We start from the raw sequence: 17216 nt of genomic DNA on the forward strand, positions 1-17216 counted from the left end.
ATTAATCACCTGACAGGAGAACCAGCATGCACACACAAAACGTCAACGTCGCCGCTTCAGAATCTTCCAAAACATGGGTTAACGGACCAAAAATCTGCGTCAGTGCAAACGATCTGCGCACGCGCTGGCATGTCACAGGCGAAAACGGCGAAAAGGTCACGCCGTCAGAGGGGAAGCATTACCCGGCGCGAAACGGCAGCTATGGCACGGACGTGCTGCTCCTTGATGAAACAGATGTCATCGGGCTGATGGCAGCCGGACATAATGCGTTGCCGTGTCTGGCGAGTTCATGCGGAGGCATGACGGCGCTGTACGACCTGGGCGAAAAGGCCGCAGGGCGTTACCTGATTGCCAGCCGTGGGCAGATTTTTTACCGCACGGATTCGGGTAATGACTCCAACTTACTGATAGTGTTTTATGTTCAGATAATGCCCGATGACTTTGTCATGCAGCTCCACCGATTTTGAGAACGACAGTGACTTCCTGCCCAGCCTTGCCAGATGCTGCCTCAGATTCAGGTTATGCCGCTCAATGCGCTGCGTATATCGCTTGCTGATAACGTGCAGTTCTCCCTTCAGGCGTGATTCATAAAGCGGCCAGCCATCCGTCATCCATACCACGACCTCAAAGGCCGACAGCAGGCCCAGAAGACGCTCCAGCGTGGCCAGCGTGCGTTCACCGAATACGTGCGCCACAACCGTCCTCCGTATCCTGTCATACGCGTAAAACAACCAGCGCTGGCGTGATTTAGCACCGACGTAGCCCCACTGTTCGTCCATTTCAGCGCAGACAATCACATCACTGCCCGGTTGTATGCGCGAGGTTACCGACTGCGGCCTGAGTTTTTTAAGTGACGTAAAACCGTGTTGAGGCCAACGCCCATAATGCGTGCACTGGCGCGACATCCGACGCCATTCATGGCCATATCAATGATTTTCTGATGCGTACCGGGTTGAGAAGCGGTGTAAGTGAACTGTAGCTGCCATGTTTTACGGCAGTGAGAGCAGAGATAGCGCTGATGTCCGGCAGTACTTTTACCGTTACGCACCACGCCTTCAGTAGCTGAACAGGAGGGACAGCTGATAGAAACAGAAGCCACTGGAGCACCTCAAAAACACCATCATACACTAAATCAGTAAGTTGGCACCATTACCTGAAAATCTGTCAAGTGGGCAGGAGGGTTGAGAAAACGCAGGTGGTGCAGCAAATCTGGATTCAGAAAGTATTGGCGAGGTGTGTTATTGATGCAAATAATTTCCAGACCGACTAGGTAGCCGTGATTTGTATACTGCACTGGACGCACAGTTCGGATTTTGGTGACATCAAGCATTGGAGGAAGGGGGTACGGTGAGCTTCCATCCAACAGAATTTCGGCCTTAACCATAGTTACATTTGGGAAAGTGTGAAAAACAATATCACATTTAACCTTCTTACCCACCGGATCCCATACAACATTGGAGGAGAACGATATATTGATCCTAGACGCCATGATGTAGAGGTGGTAATCCCTCGTCAACCCATTGGCATGTACGTAATCGCCCCGCCGAGTCACAAACGATTGAGGGGCGCCGGTCAGGCTGGCATTCTTAAGCTTAGAAGGAGCATTCGGCATCATGAGAAGAGGAAATCCAGAAAAGTAACTAATTCGTTGCTTTATCATTTAGTTTCCTTGAATAGTAGTTGTCTGACTCAATAGTGTAGTTCTCCGGAGCCATCAGAATTGAATTTACCAGCCTCATGCAACCTACTTTGACTCTTAATTAGTAGGAAGAATAATTGCCGCCGGGCGGTTTATTTATGCCTCTCTCCGGGCACTCGATAAAACCACATATTTCCGAACCGGCTAAAAGATACCAGACGCGTCAAATCAAACGCTGTGAGCTAACAGCAGTTTGTTTATCTCTTTTCCCTTTCCTACCCGAAAATCAAAAACATACGTACAGCCTTTGGTAGCCAGAACACGATAAAGCTCGTAGATAAGATCCCGGTTAGGTCCCTCGCCAATTTCAGCCTTTTCCAGCGCCAGCGGTGAGGCGCTAATGAATACTACATGATGCGGACAATCGAGCTGTAGCACAGCATCAATCATGCCCTGAATCTGGCTGCGCTTATAGGTCGTGCCTTCGTAGTTGAAGATAAACGGGGATTTCCGGGAACCCTGTTCGATAAGTACGCGCGCGAAACCAAGTCGGGTTTGCGGGTCACCACTACCTGTTACGTATATTTGAGCTGTTTCCATTCCGACTAAACACTCCATGCAAGTTAGGTTGATTCACACCCTGAGCTGGTAAGGATCATAAACGTTGTCACTAAGCGGTCAGTTTCATAAAGGCGGTCACTTTCATAAGGGATGCCACTTTTCATTCTGGTAAAGCGGTTACTTTCATAAGCCAGGACGTGAAGGCGGTCACTTTCATAATCTTCCGCTCTCCAAAACACCATTTGCGCGATTTTTGTGGATCACACTGTGTCCCGCAGAGCTTGTTTTATGAAAGCACCCTACCTTACGGGCACTGATTTATGAAAGTACCCTACTCTACGAGGAGGCCTTATGAAAGCACCCTACCCTGGGCTGCGCTTCTTATGAAAGTGACCACCCTAAACGTTTTTATGAAAGTAACCGCTATTTTTTGGCTGAGCGTCCAATCGCCTGAAGCTTTGGCGAACGACTGTTAATGACAAACATGATTTCCCTGCCTTTTTTGTACTCGGTAAAGTCGAGATAGCCGATTCTTACCAGGTCAGCCAGTGCACGTCGAATAATGGCGTTCTGGTCTTTAATCTGCGATTCAAGCGCGAGACGTTCACGAAAACGCTTCATCGAGATATAGAGGGGGCCGGCCGGCATACTTTCCAGATACACATACAGGGACTGTGCCGCTTCTTTGCGGGACAGCTCTGAAAGAGCTTTTAAACCGAGCAAAACTTTATGATCGTAGCGGTAAAGCTCCCACAAACTACTGTCGCCAACGATTTCAACCTGGTCTGTTTCATGATTGAGCATAGCTCGCTGAACCAGATGAGTAACCAACGATTTTTTAGTATTTTTGCCACGAAAAGAGAGGGTTACGCTTGAAAGATTAAAAAGTGAATCGTGCAATCGTGCGCGGGCCCTTCCGTTAATATCAGTAGGTTTAAGACCACACATCCGGGCAAACTCAGAGAACGGCAGCGTGATTTTCTCGCTGCTATAGCCGTACTTTGAAAAGGCAGAAATTACGCCGATCCATGTTTTAAAATCAGTGGACATGCTTAGCTTTGCCCCCTGGATTTTAATGTCGGTGTAACCTTCCTGCCTTGCCACTTCCAGACTGGATAGTTCTTCAGAAGCATCAATCAGGAAGTCGCGTTTACCCTTTTCTTTGGGTGCGACAGGTGTGAAAACGCTGAGGCGAAGTAGAGCCACAGGCTGAACAGACTTGTTGCTGTTTGGTGTAAGTTCATAACTTGTGTTGGACTCTTTTTTAATAATGCAAAAAGGGCTCTCTATCTCGCTGTTTTCCTGTACTTTTTCCATTTATCCACACCGAATGAGCAAATAATATCCAGATTTATGAAAGTAACCGCTTTAGGGTTATGAAAGTAACCGCCTATTTTATGAAAGTAAACGCTTTTATTATGAAAGTAACCGCTATACTTATGAAAGTGACCGCCCAAAGTGCTATTTTTTAATTACCAATCATCAGGTTACGGAGGCGGTGATCTTTATTGATCTTTACTTGATCTCTATATGATCTAAAAGAATTGATCTATCTACTGGATATGTGGATAAAAATTTTCTAACTCTCTTAATTTTAAAGATATTGGAGCTGAGATGGCTTTTCAGAACCCGGCACAAAACTTTGCAGAACAGCGGCTCAATCTGGGCGATCTGGTTACCCTATCTCCTCATTCTACGTTCCTTGTACGTAGCGACAGCAGTTATCCTGAAGCAGGAATCATGCAGGGCTCAGTTCTGGCCATTGATCGCGCGCTCACCCCGCAACACCGACACATCATTGTCGCTGAGATTGAAGGAGAACTCGTGCTTCGCAGGATTCTTATAAACCCCGTACCGGCGCTGCAAGAGTTAAGAGGAGATGAGACCATTACTCTGCTCGATGAAAGCCAAGAACTGCCTGTCTGGGGCGTTGTAGCCTATGCGCTTACCGATGTCGCAGGACTGGGATTCAATCATCCGCCAGGTGAATGACCCAGATAAGCTATGGGGTGTATAAGCTGTAATGAGCGAGAACAGCCGGAGTTTAAAAATGTTCGCACTGGCCGATGCCAATAATTTCTATGCATCCTGCGAAACGGTGTTTCGACCCGATTTGAGAGGTAAACCCATATGCGTAGTGTCAAATAATGATGGCTGCGTGATTGCCCGTTCTGCAGAAGCCAAGCGAATGGGTATCAAAATGGGCGCCCCTCTGTTTAAAAATGAGCGCTACTTTCGGGAAAATGGCGTTCATATCTTCAGCTCTAACTACGCCCTATAGTAAGTTAAGTGGAATGCAACATTGGCTGAGTAAACTTTGAGCAGCAATACCGCTATCAGAGGTGAACACAATGCTGATCCCACCGGATGAACATATCCTCTTGCTGGCAGAGCGCTGGCTGAAACTGCTGTCCGACCTGGGCCGGGCGCAGGCCACACTCACCGCCTACCGCAGTGCCCTCCGCCATTATTTTGCGTTCTGCAGCCAGTACAGGATTGCACCTGAAAAGGCACGGTTTGAAGAAATGGCCGCCTACATCAGCCCTCAGCTGCCCGACATGCCTTTTTCTGCGGCCAGCGCCACGCTCCAGCTGCGCCTGTCTGCGATCCGTCTCTGGTATGATTTTCTGGTTTATCAGGATATATGCAGTCTCAATCCGCTACCCCGTGCGGGTTTACCTGGTACCATTTATACCGGGCGGGGGCTGGTCCCGCGCATCACCCGCTTACCTGTGATACCTGATAACGAGCAATGGCTGAGATTTCTTAAACATGTTTCAGCGGCCTCACTGCGTGACCGGCTGATGCTCGCGCTTGCCTATTTTGGTGCTCTCCGCCGTGCAGAAGTGACAGCCCTGGTGCTTGAAGATATTGATCCTGCTCATCGCCTGATTCGTATTCGTGCAGAAACAACCAAAGGCAGGCGGGAAAGGGTCGTGTGTTATGGTCCGGACGTGGCGCCGGTACTGGCAAACCATTTTCGGCAACTGAAGCAGGCTGGCTGGACACAGGGTGCGTTGTTCCGTTCATTTTCCGACCGTAATTACGGCACACCCCTTTCTGTGTGGAACTGGAGTAAAACCATACGTAGATGGGCTCTGGATACCGGTCTTCCACAGATTACAACACATACCTTCCGCCATCTTCGTCTGACGCATCTGGCACGGGCTGGCTGGAAGCTGCATGAGCTGGCGACTTATGCAGGGCACAGGGATCCGCGCACCACACAAATTTATATCCATCTGTCAGGTTCCGATCTGGCTGGCCGGATAGCCGCAGCCGTGGCTGAAACCGACAGGAAAGTCGCCGGACTGATTTTTCAGGCGGAGACCTGCCGATGAACGGAAAAACAGCCAGAGTCACTTATGTACCTTTTAAACGCACAGATTATCAGTTGAGTGATGCGTTAAGTCCTGAGGAAACAGAAGCGATAAGCACAGGCTACCGGCGGTCAGCTGCGCTCGATCAGCCAGGGGCCCTGCCGTTTTTGCTGCTGCCTCTGCGGGACATTGCCTCACGCAGCAGTATCAGTGCCAGACTTGTCAGAATTATCCTCCTTGCCGTCCTTGCAGAAACGCACCGTGCGGGTCAGCCCTGCTGGCTGTGGACGCAGGAAAGGTGGTTAACGGTCTGTCGGCAACACAGTTCCGGCAGGCCTTTGCTTGCTGCTTTTGCCTTTCATCTCGGCCCGTTTCCCTCTCCGCTCAGCCTGCCAGTGCATGGCGCACCGTCGCTGTACGCCAGTGCCATCTATGGCCGGAATTTTGTCAGCCATGAACTTAACCGCCTGACGGACGTTCTGATTTCACTGGGATATGTCGGGCAGAATCAGAAACACAATCTGTCGGGTATGCTGGGTGTTCTGATGCTGATGAACAATGATCCGCAACTTGAAACTTTTACGACAGAACTGCTGTGGCGGGGGCAGAACTGCCACGACCGGGGGATCTCAAGAGTTACAGGAAAAATATCCTATGCACTTGCTGCTATGGGAATTATAAAAAGTCCTCTGAGAATGCGGAATTATAAAGAATGGCATGAAAAGCCAACAGAAGGTATCGCGCCTGACTGGGTCCGGTGGTGCCGGAAGTGGCGGGAAACGTCGGTGATCCGCCCCCGCTCCAGAGAAAGTCAGTACAGTTTCATTCTCCGATGCGGCCTGTGGCTTGCCCGGGAAAAGCCGGAAATATGTGTGCCGTCTGACTGGACAATGGAAACCTGCGTCAGCTTCATTGCAATGGTCGGCAGAATGAAAGTGGACGGACTGTCACTGAACACCCATAAAGGGGGCAGGCGATCAAACCGCTCAGGAGAGCCTCTGATGCCGCATTCCCGTAGCCGGTTTGTTTATGCAGTTCGTCGTTTTATGCTTGATTATGAAAGCTGGGGGTGGGGGAAATTAAAATTCAGTCCGGCCCGTCATCTTTCCACGCCTGACACACCGCTGTTTCGTCAGGGCGTAAGCCCCCGTGTTATTGATGATCCTGTCTGGCTGAAACTGGTCTGGGCAAGCCTGAACCTGCGTCAGGAAGATCTGCTGAGCGAAATTCATTACCCCCTGTCTATGCTTCAGGCTATGGCGGTTATCTGGACACATGCCGGGCTGCGACAGAACGAGCTGATGCGTCTGACAACGGAGTGCGTTACTCCACAGGCGGATGACATTCTGCAGGAAAACGGCAGTGCTATCCCGGCGGGTACTCTGTGCTATCTCAGCGTGCCCGCCGGCAAAACGTCTAAAGCATTTGTTAAGCCGGTCTCGGCTGTTGTGAAAAAATATGTTGATATCTGGCTCAGTGAGCGCCCTCAGGAGCAGGCAGCACTTACGGATGAACGCACCGGTGAAAAAGTTCGTTATCTGTTTCAGAACCGGGGTAAACCGGTGGGAAGGAACATAATAAATCTCACTGTCATTCCGCTTCTCTGCGCCAGAGCAGGAATGCCTTCAGAAGATTCACGGGGTCCTATTACAAGCCACCGTGGCCGTGCTTCTGCCGTTACAGCACTGGCCAGTGTTCCCGGGGGCATGTCTTTACATGAGCTGATGCAGTGGTCAGGTCACTCATCCGCACAGTCGACAATGCACTATATCCGCATCCGCCCGACTCAGCTGGCTGCATCGTTCGTAAAAGCAGACAGGGTCGCTCACATGATCAGCGTGCTGATTGACCACGATCCGGAAGCCGCCAGTCTGACCGGACCCGCGACGTACTATGATCTGGGTGACTCATACTGCACGAATCCCTTCTGGAGCAGCTGTCAGCACCGGATGGCCTGCATCGGCTGCGATTTTAACCTGCTCAAACAGAGCGCGCGCGGGCTGGTACTGGAAAGCAAAGCCTCTGTCAGACGTTACCTTGAAGAAGTTCCGCTTACACCAGATGAAAAGGCTATTGCAGAAAAGGACGCTGAAAAATTAGAACGCGCTCTTACAAGGTTAAGTGATAGATCTGAAGGATAAAAGGGTCCGTTTTGTGCTTTGATTTCAACTGGTTGATGCAACGCTATCCTTAAACTAGAAGGGCGTTGATGGCTTTTTTTGGTTAGCGATCGGGTTTGCTGCTCGCAGAATGACCTTCATCAGAATAATAATGTGACGAGGTAGAAACCCGCAGCGGTCATCAGGACTGAACCGGCCACGTGAACCAGTACCGATATGAATGCCCACGTATAATTCCCGGCCTGTAGCAGGGTGAATACTTCGACAGAAAATGTAGAAAATGTTGTCAGGCCGCCACACAGGCCGGTAACAATGAGCAGTTTCCAGGAAGGATCGAGATGCGGATGGCGTAGGAAATATGCCACTGCTGCTCCGATGATGAAAGCGCCCAGAAGGTTAACGACCAGCGTACCGGGCGGAAGAGAAGGAAAAATGCTGTTCAGTTTGACGCCAAAAAACCAGCGAATGACACATCCCACGGCCCCACCGGCCATAATTGCTAACAGCTGACTCACTGCTTCACTCCTTTTCTCAGTTAAGTGTAATTTTTAATACAACATTAACGCCAGCATCCAGCCTGTAGACCAGTGGCACTGCCACTGGCATATGCAGTCTTTTTGTCGCAGTCTCAGGCCGGTTTTCAAGCAAAACTATCAGTGACCTGAGCAGGTTCGTATGGGAAACAATCTCCCGGTTTTCTTTATGGGTAGGGATGACCGGGCACAGGCACAACGTCCGTAATCCCTTTACCTGATTTTACGCTGACCGGCCAGGGAACGTTACTATTTATGATAAAATACAATTTTTATCAATTAGTTAAGAGATGATTAGTGACAGGGCTATCTTTCACCTTATCTGAAGGACGTATTTACACTCATCGTATTAACTGTAACAGACAGTCTGAACTCAACTTTTAGAAGGAGGCTGTGTGCCACAGTCCACGATCAGAAATAAAAAAAATCTTCCTGCCGTTGTCAGCGGATTTATCAGCTCGCCAGCGGCAGGTGGCATTATTCTTATCCTCGCATCCGCAGCGGCCATCGCAGTCGCTAACTCTTCCCTGCGTGAAGGGTATGAATTCCTGCTGAAGTACAAAACCGCCGGTCTGTCTGTTGAACACTGGGTGAATGATGGACTCATGGCCATCTTTTTCCTGTTTGTCGGGCTGGAAATCAAGCGGGAGCTTCTCGCCGGTCAGCTGTCCACATGGAGCCAGCGCGCGCTGCCCGGTTTCGCGGCGCTGGGTGGCGTCGCGGTGCCGGCTCTTATTTATGCGGGCTTTAACTCCGGTAATGCGGATACGCTACGCGGATGGGCCATACCTGCTGCGACGGACATAGCCTTTGCACTTGGTGTGCTGACCTTACTGGGAAAACGCGTTCCGGCATCCCTGAAGATTTTTCTCTCTGCCCTGGCCATCCTGGATGATATGGGGGCTGTGGCGATTATTGCGATTTTTTATACCAGCGATATTTCACTCCTGATGCTTGGCAGCGCTGCGGCAACCGCCCTGCTGATGGCAGGCATGAATAAAGCAGGCGTGAAGCGGTTGCTTCCCTATCTCCTGGCTGGCGGGCTGATGTGGTTTTTCATGCTTCAGTCGGGAGTCCATGCCACTGTCGCAGGTATTCTTATCGCGCTGTTTATACCGTTGAATACGAGCAGCTCTTCTGACTCACCGCTGGAGCGACTGGAACATGGTCTTGAGCCCTGGGTCGTTTTTCTTATTCTTCCGATATTTGGCTTTGCCAATGCCGGCGTGTCACTCTCAGGTCTGACTGCGGATGACCTCCTGTCACCCATACCGGTTGGTGTGGCTGCAGGGCTTTTTTTTGGCAAGCAGGCCGGTGTTTTTGGCCTTTCGGTGCTTGCTATCAGTCTGGGACTGGCTAAAAAGCCCGCGAACAGCTCATGGCTTCAGCTGTACGGCGTCGCTGTACTGTGCGGCATTGGATTTACCATGAGTCTCTTCATTGGTAACCTGGCCTTTGCGGGAAGTCAGCTGCTTATTGATGAAGTCAAAGTTGGCGTGCTGGCAGGATCGGTCCTCTCTGCATTTGCCGGAGCCCTTATCCTGATGCTTTCGCGCCGGCATTAAGCCGAAACCTGTGCAGCAACTGATGCAACCTCAGATCGAAGTAATACCTGACCGAACACTCTGGCCACTTACAGCAGGTTCTTATTGTGAATGATATTACCGATGAGCTAAAAAATATTGATGCCGCACTTCTTGAAACCCCACTGACCGAAGAAAAGCTCAGTGTTTCAGTAGTGGCTCATCCGCCCCGCATCCTGATGCTCTACGGCTCGCTGCGGGAACGCTCTTACAGCCGGCTGACCACGGAAGAAGCCGCCCGGCTGCTGACGGCCATGGGCGCAGAGGTGAAAATCTTCAATCCGTCGGGACTGCCCCTGCCCGACGATGCCCCGGAGACGCATCCGAAAGTCGCGGAGCTGCGCGAGCTGGTGCTCTGGTCGGAAGGCATGGTCTGGTGCTCGCCGGAACGGCACGGCGCGATGACCGGCATCATGAAAGCACAGATCGACTGGATACCCCTGACGTCCGGCGCGGTCCGGCCGTCACAGGGGAAAACACTCGCGGTCATGCAGGTCAGCGGCGGCTCACAGTCATTTAATGCCGTCAACCAGATGCGAATCCTCGGCCGCTGGATGCGCATGATCACCATCCCGAACCAGTCATCCGTGGCAAAAGCCTGGGCCGAGTTTGAGGAAGATGGTCGCATGAAACCTTCTCCGTATTATGATCGCATTGTTGACGTGATGGAGGAGCTGATGAAGTTCACCCTGCTGACGCGCGGATGCAGTGATTACCTGACCGATCGCTACAGTGAAAAGAAAGAGAGTGCCGCACAGCTCTCAGAGCGGGTCAATCAGCGCAGCATATGAAAAAGCCGGCATCTGCCGGCTTCTCTTCTTGCATCTCCCGTCCTGTCAGACGCATGCTCCAGGGTCAGCGACTAATCCGGTTACCGTGCTCATCAGTGACCTGCTCGCCATCTTCTTTCGTAAATGCCCCTTTCTGCGGGTCCGGCAGAATATCCAGAACCACTTCAGAGGGACGACAGAGCTTTGTGCCGAGTGGCGTCACCACCACCGGACGATTAATGAGGATGGGGTGTGCCAGCATGGCATCCAGCAGTTCGTCATCGCTGAACCGATCCTCTGCCAGACCCAGCTGCTCATACGGCTCCGTATTTTTGCGCAGCAACGCACGCACGCTGATCCCCATATCCGTAATCAGCTTTTTCAGCTCGTCGCGTGACGGTGGTGTTTCCAGATACAGAATTACCGTGGGTTCGGTACCGCTGTTGCGGATAAGCGCCAGGGTGTTGCGGGACGTTCCGCAGGCCGGGTTGTGGTAAATGGTAATGGCAGTCATAAGCGATGCTCCGTTAAGGCGCTGCGTATGCAGCCCCGGGTTAAGGTTAAACAGACAGGCGCAGGGCCAGCGCTGCCAGCGTCACAAAAAGCACCGGCAGGGTCATCACGATGCCCACGCGGAAGTAATAGCCCCAGCTGACGGTGATGTTTTTCTGTGCCAGGACGTGCAGCCACAGCAGGGTGGCGAGGCTGCCGATGGGGGTGATTTTCGGGCCAAGGTCACAGCCGATGATGTTGGCGTAAATCATCGCCTCCCTCACGACGCCCTGAGCAGTGCTGCCGTCAATCGACAGCGCACCAACCAGCACGGCAGGCATGTTGTTCATGACCGAAGAGAGTGCAGCGGTCAGAAAACCGGTGCCCAGCGTGGCGCCCCAGACGCCGTGCTCTGCAAAGCGGTTCAGGATGGCAGAGAGATGATCGGTCAGCCCGGCGTTGCGCAGGCCATATACGACGAGGTACATGCCCAGCGAGAAGATAACTATCTGCCAGGGCGCACCTTTCAGCACCTTCCCGGTATCGATAGCGTGCCCTTTCCGCGCAACCAGACAGAGAATAAATGCTGCCACCGCCGCGACCAGGCTGACCGGCACACCGAGTGGCTCCAGACCAAAAAAGCCAGCCAGCAGCAGAAGCAGTACCAGCCACCCTGTTTTAAAGGTGCGCATGTCCCGGATAGCGTCACGTGGCGCTTTCAGCTTCGCCAGGTCATAGGTTGCCGGGATGTCTTTGCGAAAAAACAGGTGCAGCGTCACCAGCGTGGCCGCCACGGAGGCAATATTCACCGGCACCATGACGGACGCATACTCGCTGAAGCCCAGCTTAAAGAAGTCCGCCGTCACGATGTTGACCAGGTTCGACACGATGAGCGGCAGGCTGGACGTATCTGCGATAAATCCAGCCGCCATCACAAAGGCCAGCGTTGAACCCGGACTGAAGCCCAGCGCCAGAAGCATGGCGATGACGATTGGCGTCAGGATAAGCGCCGCGCCATCATTGGCGAACAGCGCCGCCACTGCCGCGCCAAGCAGGATGATATACGTGAACAGCAGCCTGCCTTTACCGTCTCCCCAGCGGGCAACGTGCAGTGCTGCCCACTCAAAAAAGCCGGACTCATCTAACAGCAGACTGATGATGATGACCGCAATAAACGTGGCCGTGGCGTTCCAGACAATCTGCCAGACAGCCGGAATATCACCGATGTGTACCACGCCGGCCAGCAGCGCCAGCGCGGCCCCGATACAGGCACTCCAGCCAATACTGAGTCCTTTCGGCTGCCAGATAACCAATACCAGCGTCAAGAAAAAAATCGCACCCGCCAGAAACATACACCCTCCTTCAATACTGTACCTGTAAGAATATGCACAACGAATTTAAGAATATATATATGTTAAAACATATATGTAAGGTTAAATTTTTAAATGCAGACAGGCTTGCCGTTAGTGGTTGCGTTGTCCCGCTCAGCCTGCCGGCTGAGTTGCAGAATGTCATTCCGCTGACAAAGGTATGCCTGCTCAATCACCGCTGCCGCCCAGGCAGGCATGTGAGGTGACAGCCGGTAATGAATCCACTTGCCTTCCCGTCTGTCGATGAGCAGGCCAGTATCTCTTAGCAGGGCAAGGTGACGGGATATTTTAGGCTGGCTTTCTTTCAGTATGAGTGTCAGCTCGCAGACACAGAGCTCGCCTTTCTCGCGCAAAAGCAGGACAAGGCTTAAACGCGTTTCGTCAGACAGACCCTTGAAGAGCTGAAGAGGTAAAAGCTGAGGCATGATAATTCCGGATAGCAGGCTTAAAAAAACAGTGTGACTTTCAACGCATATGGCGTCAATACATATTCATAAATTCACATATGTAAAGCCGGGCTAGCCCGGCTCGTGTCTGACCTGCGCCATGCGCAGACATTTTTAATATGCGCATTTCTGCTGCTGTCACCGATTCTGTTCTGCATGCTGAAACGTTGACCTCTCACCGCTTTCGATTATAGTTTAGCGCCTGTCCTGATAAAATCAGGCTTAGCCGTCAGCGCGCCTTCCCGGGTTCCGCTGGCTTACTTCAGTCCTGAAGGCACCCTGTTGCCGTAAAGGAGTACTTAAAAAATCATGCGTCTTACGCCACCCTGAGTCGTAACCCTCCTCTGCCGCACTGAGTAACCTCAGTCGCGCACTCTGAAACATCCCGTCTGCGGATGTGCTTTTTCGTACCTGAATTTTTTGCCCGACGGGCTGACTGTATTCAAAATCTGAGAAATTATTATGCTGCTGTCCTCAACGCGTAAGGACTGGCTGGGCAACGTCCGTGGTGACGTGCTCGCCGGTATTGTCGTTGCGCTCGCGCTCATTCCTGAAGCGATCGCGTTTTCCATCATTGCCGGAGTCGACCCGCAGGTCGGTCTTTACTCGGCGTTCTGTATTCCCGTGGTTATGGCCATCTTTGGCGGACGCCCTGCGATGATTTCATCGGCCACCGGTGCGATGGCGCTGCTGATGATAACCCTGGTGAAAGACCACGGCCTGCAGTATCTGCTGGCGGCGTCGGTGCTCACCGGCCTGCTGCAGCTGGCCGCCGGCTACCTGAAGCTTGGCAGCCTGATGCGCTACGTGTCGCGCTCGGTCGTGACGGGCTTCGTCAACGCGCTGGCCATCCTGATTTTTATGGCACAACTGCCGGAGCTGACCAACGTGACCTGGCACGTTTATGCGCTTACCGCCGCCGGTCTGGCAATCATCTACCTCTTTCCCTACCTCATTAAAACCATCCCCTCCCCGCTGGTCTGCATCGTAGTGCTGACCGCCATTTCCATGTGGCTGCACCTGGACGTGCGCACCGTGGGCGACATGGGCAAACTGCCCGACAGCCTGCCGGTGTTCCTCATTCCGGACATTCCGCTGAACCTGGATACATTGCTGATTATCCTGCCTTACTCCGCCGGCCTTGCCGTGGTGGGACTGCTGGAATCCATGATGACCGCCACTATCGTGGACGATATGACCGACACCCCAAGCGATAAAAACCGCGAGTGCAAGGCGCAGGGCATCGCCAACGTCTGCACGGCGTTTATCGGCGGCATGGCGGGTTGCGCCATGATTGGTCAGTCGGTGATTAACGTGAAGTCCGGCGGGCGCGGACGCCTCTCCACCCTGACGGCCGGACTGGTGCTGCTCTGCCTGATTATCTTCCTTCGTGACCAGGTGTCGCAGATCCCGATGGCGGCGCTGGTAGCAGTAATGATCATGGTGTCCATCGGTACCTTCTCCTGGCGTTCCATTACCGACCTGCGTCGTCATCCGCTGTCAACCAGCGTGGTCATGCTGGCAACCGTGGTCGTGGTGGTGGCAACCCACAACCTGGCCTTTGGCGTGCTGACCGGCGTGTTGATTGCGTCACTGAACTTTGCCACCAAGGTAGCGCGCTTTATGACGGTCAGGTCGACACTTGAAGGTGATACCCGGACCTATACCGTAACCGGCCAGGTCTTTTTTGCCTCCGCCGACCGTTTTATGAGCCATTTTGACTTCCGGGAAGCGGCAGAGCGCATGGTCATTGACGTCACGCACGCCCACTTCTGGGACATCACCTCCGTGAGCGCGCTGGACAGGGCGGTGATTAAGTTCCGTCGGGAAGGCGCGGAGGTGGAAATACTGGGCATGAACGACGCTACCCGTACCCTCGTTGACCGCTTCGGGGTGCACGACAAGCCGGAAGAAGCGGAAAAACTGATGGGCGGTCACTAACCGACAGGAGATTCAGCTATGAACAATACCGTTGTGGCCTGCGTGGACGGTTCGCCGTCAACCGGGCCGGTCTGTGACTACGCGGCGTGGGCCGCCGCCGGCCTCTCTGCGCCGCTGTCCCTGCTGCACGTGCTGGAAAAAGACGGTCATCCGGCCGTCTCTGACCTGAGCGGCAGCATTGGCATCGACAGCAAAGAACTGCTGACCGAAGAGCTTGTGCGCGTGGAGGGTGAGCGCAGCCGTCTGCTCATGGCGCAGGGTAAAGCCATTCTGGCCGGCTGCGCGGAGCGGCTGTCCCGTGCGGGGGTTACGGAAGTGCGCCAGCTGCAGATGCACGGCGCGCTGGATGAGATCCTTGCCGGGCTGGATGACGTCAGGCTGATGGTTCTCGGACGACTGGGGTCGGAACATACCGTGGGCAGCCAGCTTGAAAGCGTCATCCGCCTGCAGAAAGCGCCCGTGCTGGTCGTGCCGGAAACGTTCAGCGCGCCATCCCGGGTGCTGTTTGCCTGGGACGGCAGCGAAGCGAGCCGCCGAAACCTGACCCGTCTGACCGTGAGTCCGCTGCTTCGCGGCCTGACCTGCGATGTGGTGATGGTGAACGGCGACGATGCTTCACTTCAGGATGCGCAGCAAATCCTGAAGGCGGCCGGTATCGATGCAGAGTCCCGGCTGATTGAGGATGAATCCGTCACGCGCGGGCTGTGCGGTTACGCGGAGGAGAACGGCACGGACCTGATCGTGATGGGGGCCTGGGGGCACTCCCGGCTGCGCCGGTTCTTTATCGGCAGCCATACCACGACGATGCTGGCTGAAAGCCGTCATCCGCTGCTGATGCTGCGATAACCTTTACAGGCCTGCAAACGCAGGCCCTTTTCATAACGCGCTTCCGGGACTGATGTTCCGGAGGCGTTCATTTGCGCAGCACCCCTTTCAGCCGCGCTCAGGGAAAATTATGCGTCAGCTGTTTCGCTTTATGTATCAGCACGGCAGCCATCTCGCCTTTGGCGCGATACTGATGGCGATGTCGAGCTTCGGACAGACTTACTTCGTCTCGCTTTACGGGCAGGACCTGCGCCAGGCATTCGGACTCAGCGATGGCGGGCTGGGCGGGCTGTATGCCGCCGGCACAGTAATGAGTGCCGTCACCCTGCCCTGGGCAGGCCGGCTGATTGATAACACTACCACCCGGCTGTTTACCCTGGCCGTCACCCTGTTGCTGGTGACAGCCTGCCTGCTGGTATCCGGCGCGCAGGCGACGTGGATGCTCTGCGCCGGTTTTTACCTGCTCCGGCTCGGCGGGCAGGGCCTGATGGTGCACACCTCGCTGACCGCAACTGCACGACAGTTCCCGCTGGACGCCGGGAAGGCGCTGGGTGCCATCGCGCTGGGCCTGTCGCTGGCGCAGGCGCTGTTTCCGGTGGCGGCCGTGCAGATTAACCACCTGACGGGATGGCGCATTGCCTGGCTGATTAACGCGGCGGTTCTGGTTGCCGGCGTTGTGCTGGCTGTGAGCTGCCTTCCGCGTGGGGCCGAAAAGCCGCTGCGGACGTTCAGAAAGCGGGGAACAGTGAAGGCCCGGGAGATTTCAGTATGGAAAGACCGGAACCTGCTCCTGGCGCTGCCGGCGGTGCTCGCGTCACCTTTCATCACCACGGGCTTCTTTTTTCATCAGGCGCGGCTGGCAGAGGAGAAAGGGTGGGCACTGTCGTGGGTGGCTGCGTGGTTTATTGCCTACGCCGTTACGCAGGCGGCGGCCCTGTTGTCATTTGGTCCGCTGATTGACAGGCTCACGCCGCGCCGGTTGCTGCCGTGGTTTCTGCTGCCGCAGGGCGCTGGCATGCTGGCGCTGTGGCTGAGTAACAGCATGTGGGTCACGCCGTTTTATCTCATCGTGACGGGCATATCGTCAGCCATCGCGTCAACGCTGGGGACCGCGCTGTGGGTGCAGCTGTTTGGCCCTGAGCAGCTTGCAAAAGTGCGCTCGGCGGTTGAGGCAGGCACAGTGCTCGCCAGTGGAGCCTCGCCGGTCATCATAGGTATGCTGATTGACCATCATGTTGCTCTCAGGATACAGGCACTGATATGCCTGATCTTCATTCTCGTAGCCAGCCTGGTCGCAGCCCTGGTTAAAGCAGGCACCGATGGGGACATAAACAGATCGAACTCTCATAACAGGCCGGAAGTTCATTAAGGCAATAAATGTCTACATCGAAGCGGACAATGTCCGCTCCTCGCTCATAGCGGACCTTGCAGCACGTATGTCCGCTTTGTGCCAACGTTACGTAAGGAAGGAATTAAGCCATCCCGTAGGATGGCTTATGGAATACTGTTACTGAGATGACAGGCCTAAGAAATGCGCCTGGCAGCACGCCGTTTACAGACATATAAAAAGCACTTAACAGAAATTTTAACCAGCGTTTGTGCGGAACACGCTAACC

17 protein-coding genes and 1 pseudogene are annotated in these 17216 nt (G+C 53.7%); 10 read left to right on the plus strand and 8 right to left on the minus strand.

The genetic code is table 11. The annotated features are described in order from the left end of the window. Positions 1-26 precede the first annotated feature (26 nt). Positions 27-467: a hypothetical protein gene (locus N5J69_RS21875; protein WP_279772548.1), complete on the plus strand. Its 441-nt coding sequence runs from the start codon at positions 27-29 to the stop codon at positions 465-467. On the opposite strand, the gene N5J69_RS21880 is transcribed toward N5J69_RS21875, so the two are convergent. From N5J69_RS21880 to N5J69_RS21895, 4 genes are all read right to left on the minus strand, one after another. Further along, a protein-coding gene (locus N5J69_RS21880) for an IS1 family transposase (protein ID WP_223814698.1) occupies positions 402-1099 on the minus strand; the annotation gives its coding sequence in 2 pieces (ribosomal slippage) (positions 402-850 and positions 850-1099; 699 coding nt in all). The genes N5J69_RS21875 and N5J69_RS21880 overlap by 66 nt on opposite strands. Positions 1100-1132: 33 nt before the next feature. Further along, positions 1133-1660 (minus strand): hypothetical protein, encoded by a 528-nt coding sequence (locus tag N5J69_RS21885; RefSeq protein WP_279772550.1) that lies wholly within the window; start codon positions 1658-1660, stop codon positions 1133-1135. 207 nt (positions 1661-1867) lie between these two features. Further along, positions 1868-2239 (minus strand): hypothetical protein, encoded by a 372-nt coding sequence (locus N5J69_RS21890; protein WP_096073990.1) that lies wholly within the window; start codon positions 2237-2239, stop codon positions 1868-1870. Positions 2240-2623: 384 nt separating this feature from the next. Then, a complete protein-coding gene (locus tag N5J69_RS21895) occupies positions 2624-3517 on the minus strand; it encodes a RepB family plasmid replication initiator protein (protein ID WP_096073989.1) in 894 nt (297 codons plus the stop codon). Positions 3518-3814: 297 nt separating this feature from the next. Here N5J69_RS21895 and N5J69_RS21900 point away from each other — a divergent pair, with 297 nt between their 5' ends. The 4 genes and pseudogenes from N5J69_RS21900 (at position 3815) to N5J69_RS21915 (ending at position 7661) form a co-directional block, all read left to right on the plus strand. After that, positions 3815-4192 (plus strand): S24 family peptidase, encoded by a 378-nt coding sequence (locus tag N5J69_RS21900; RefSeq protein WP_096073988.1) that lies wholly within the window; start codon positions 3815-3817, stop codon positions 4190-4192. Positions 4193-4250: 58 nt separating this feature from the next. Beyond that, positions 4251-4478 (plus strand): annotated as a pseudogene (locus N5J69_RS21905) (DNA polymerase V subunit UmuC); the annotation flags it as partial. A gap of 73 nt (positions 4479-4551) precedes the next feature. Continuing rightward, positions 4552-5541: a tyrosine-type recombinase/integrase gene (locus tag N5J69_RS21910; protein ID WP_096073986.1), complete on the plus strand. Its 990-nt coding sequence runs from the start codon at positions 4552-4554 to the stop codon at positions 5539-5541. Then, on the plus strand, positions 5538-7661 hold the full coding sequence (locus tag N5J69_RS21915) for a tyrosine-type recombinase/integrase (RefSeq protein ID WP_102990955.1): 2124 nt from the start codon (positions 5538-5540) through the stop codon (positions 7659-7661). The genes N5J69_RS21910 and N5J69_RS21915 overlap by 4 nt, the downstream gene beginning before the upstream one ends. Positions 7662-7780: 119 nt before the next feature. Here the strand turns inward: N5J69_RS21915 and crcB are convergent, their stop codons facing one another. Continuing rightward, positions 7781-8155 (minus strand): fluoride efflux transporter CrcB, encoded by a 375-nt coding sequence (gene crcB, locus N5J69_RS21920; protein ID WP_084227967.1) that lies wholly within the window; start codon positions 8153-8155, stop codon positions 7781-7783. 413 nt (positions 8156-8568) lie between these two features. Here crcB and nhaA point away from each other — a divergent pair, with 413 nt between their 5' ends. After that, positions 8569-9738 carry a Na+/H+ antiporter NhaA gene (gene nhaA / locus N5J69_RS21925; protein WP_069729950.1) on the plus strand — a complete coding sequence of 390 codons (1170 nt, stop codon included), beginning with the start codon at positions 8569-8571 and terminating at the stop codon, positions 9736-9738. Positions 9739-9833: 95 nt separating this feature from the next. Next, positions 9834-10547 (plus strand): arsenical resistance protein ArsH, encoded by a 714-nt coding sequence (gene arsH / locus N5J69_RS21930; RefSeq protein WP_069729952.1) that lies wholly within the window; start codon positions 9834-9836, stop codon positions 10545-10547. A gap of 64 nt (positions 10548-10611) precedes the next feature. On the opposite strand, the gene arsC is transcribed toward arsH, so the two are convergent. From arsC to N5J69_RS21945, 3 genes are all read right to left on the minus strand, one after another. Then, complete coding sequence (gene arsC / locus N5J69_RS21935; protein WP_069729949.1) at positions 10612-11040, minus strand: glutaredoxin-dependent arsenate reductase; 429 nt, start codon at positions 11038-11040, stop codon at positions 10612-10614. Between the two features lie 46 nt (positions 11041-11086). Then, positions 11087-12370, minus strand: coding sequence for an arsenic transporter (locus tag N5J69_RS21940; protein WP_069729948.1), 1284 nt, complete (start codon positions 12368-12370; stop codon positions 11087-11089). A gap of 89 nt (positions 12371-12459) precedes the next feature. After that, positions 12460-12813 (minus strand): metalloregulator ArsR/SmtB family transcription factor, encoded by a 354-nt coding sequence (locus tag N5J69_RS21945; RefSeq protein ID WP_069729947.1) that lies wholly within the window; start codon positions 12811-12813, stop codon positions 12460-12462. Positions 12814-13296: 483 nt separating this feature from the next. Here N5J69_RS21945 and N5J69_RS21950 point away from each other — a divergent pair, with 483 nt between their 5' ends. The 3 genes from N5J69_RS21950 to N5J69_RS21960 all read left to right on the plus strand — a co-directional run bounded on the left by N5J69_RS21950 (position 13297) and on the right by N5J69_RS21960 (position 16969). After that, a complete protein-coding gene (locus N5J69_RS21950; RefSeq protein ID WP_084227966.1) occupies positions 13297-14775 on the plus strand; it encodes a SulP family inorganic anion transporter in 1479 nt (492 codons plus the stop codon). A gap of 18 nt (positions 14776-14793) precedes the next feature. Continuing rightward, positions 14794-15621 carry a universal stress protein gene (locus N5J69_RS21955; protein WP_069729946.1) on the plus strand — a complete coding sequence of 276 codons (828 nt, stop codon included), beginning with the start codon at positions 14794-14796 and terminating at the stop codon, positions 15619-15621. A 109-nt stretch (positions 15622-15730) separates the two neighbouring features. Continuing rightward, entirely contained in the window at positions 15731-16969 is a 1239-nt protein-coding gene (locus N5J69_RS21960; protein ID WP_069729945.1) for an MFS transporter, read from the plus strand. The last annotated feature ends 247 nt before the right edge of the window (positions 16970-17216 follow it).

This window comes from Pantoea sp. GD03673 (assembly GCF_029844725.1).
Taxonomy (GTDB): domain Bacteria; phylum Pseudomonadota; class Gammaproteobacteria; order Enterobacterales; family Enterobacteriaceae; genus Pantoea.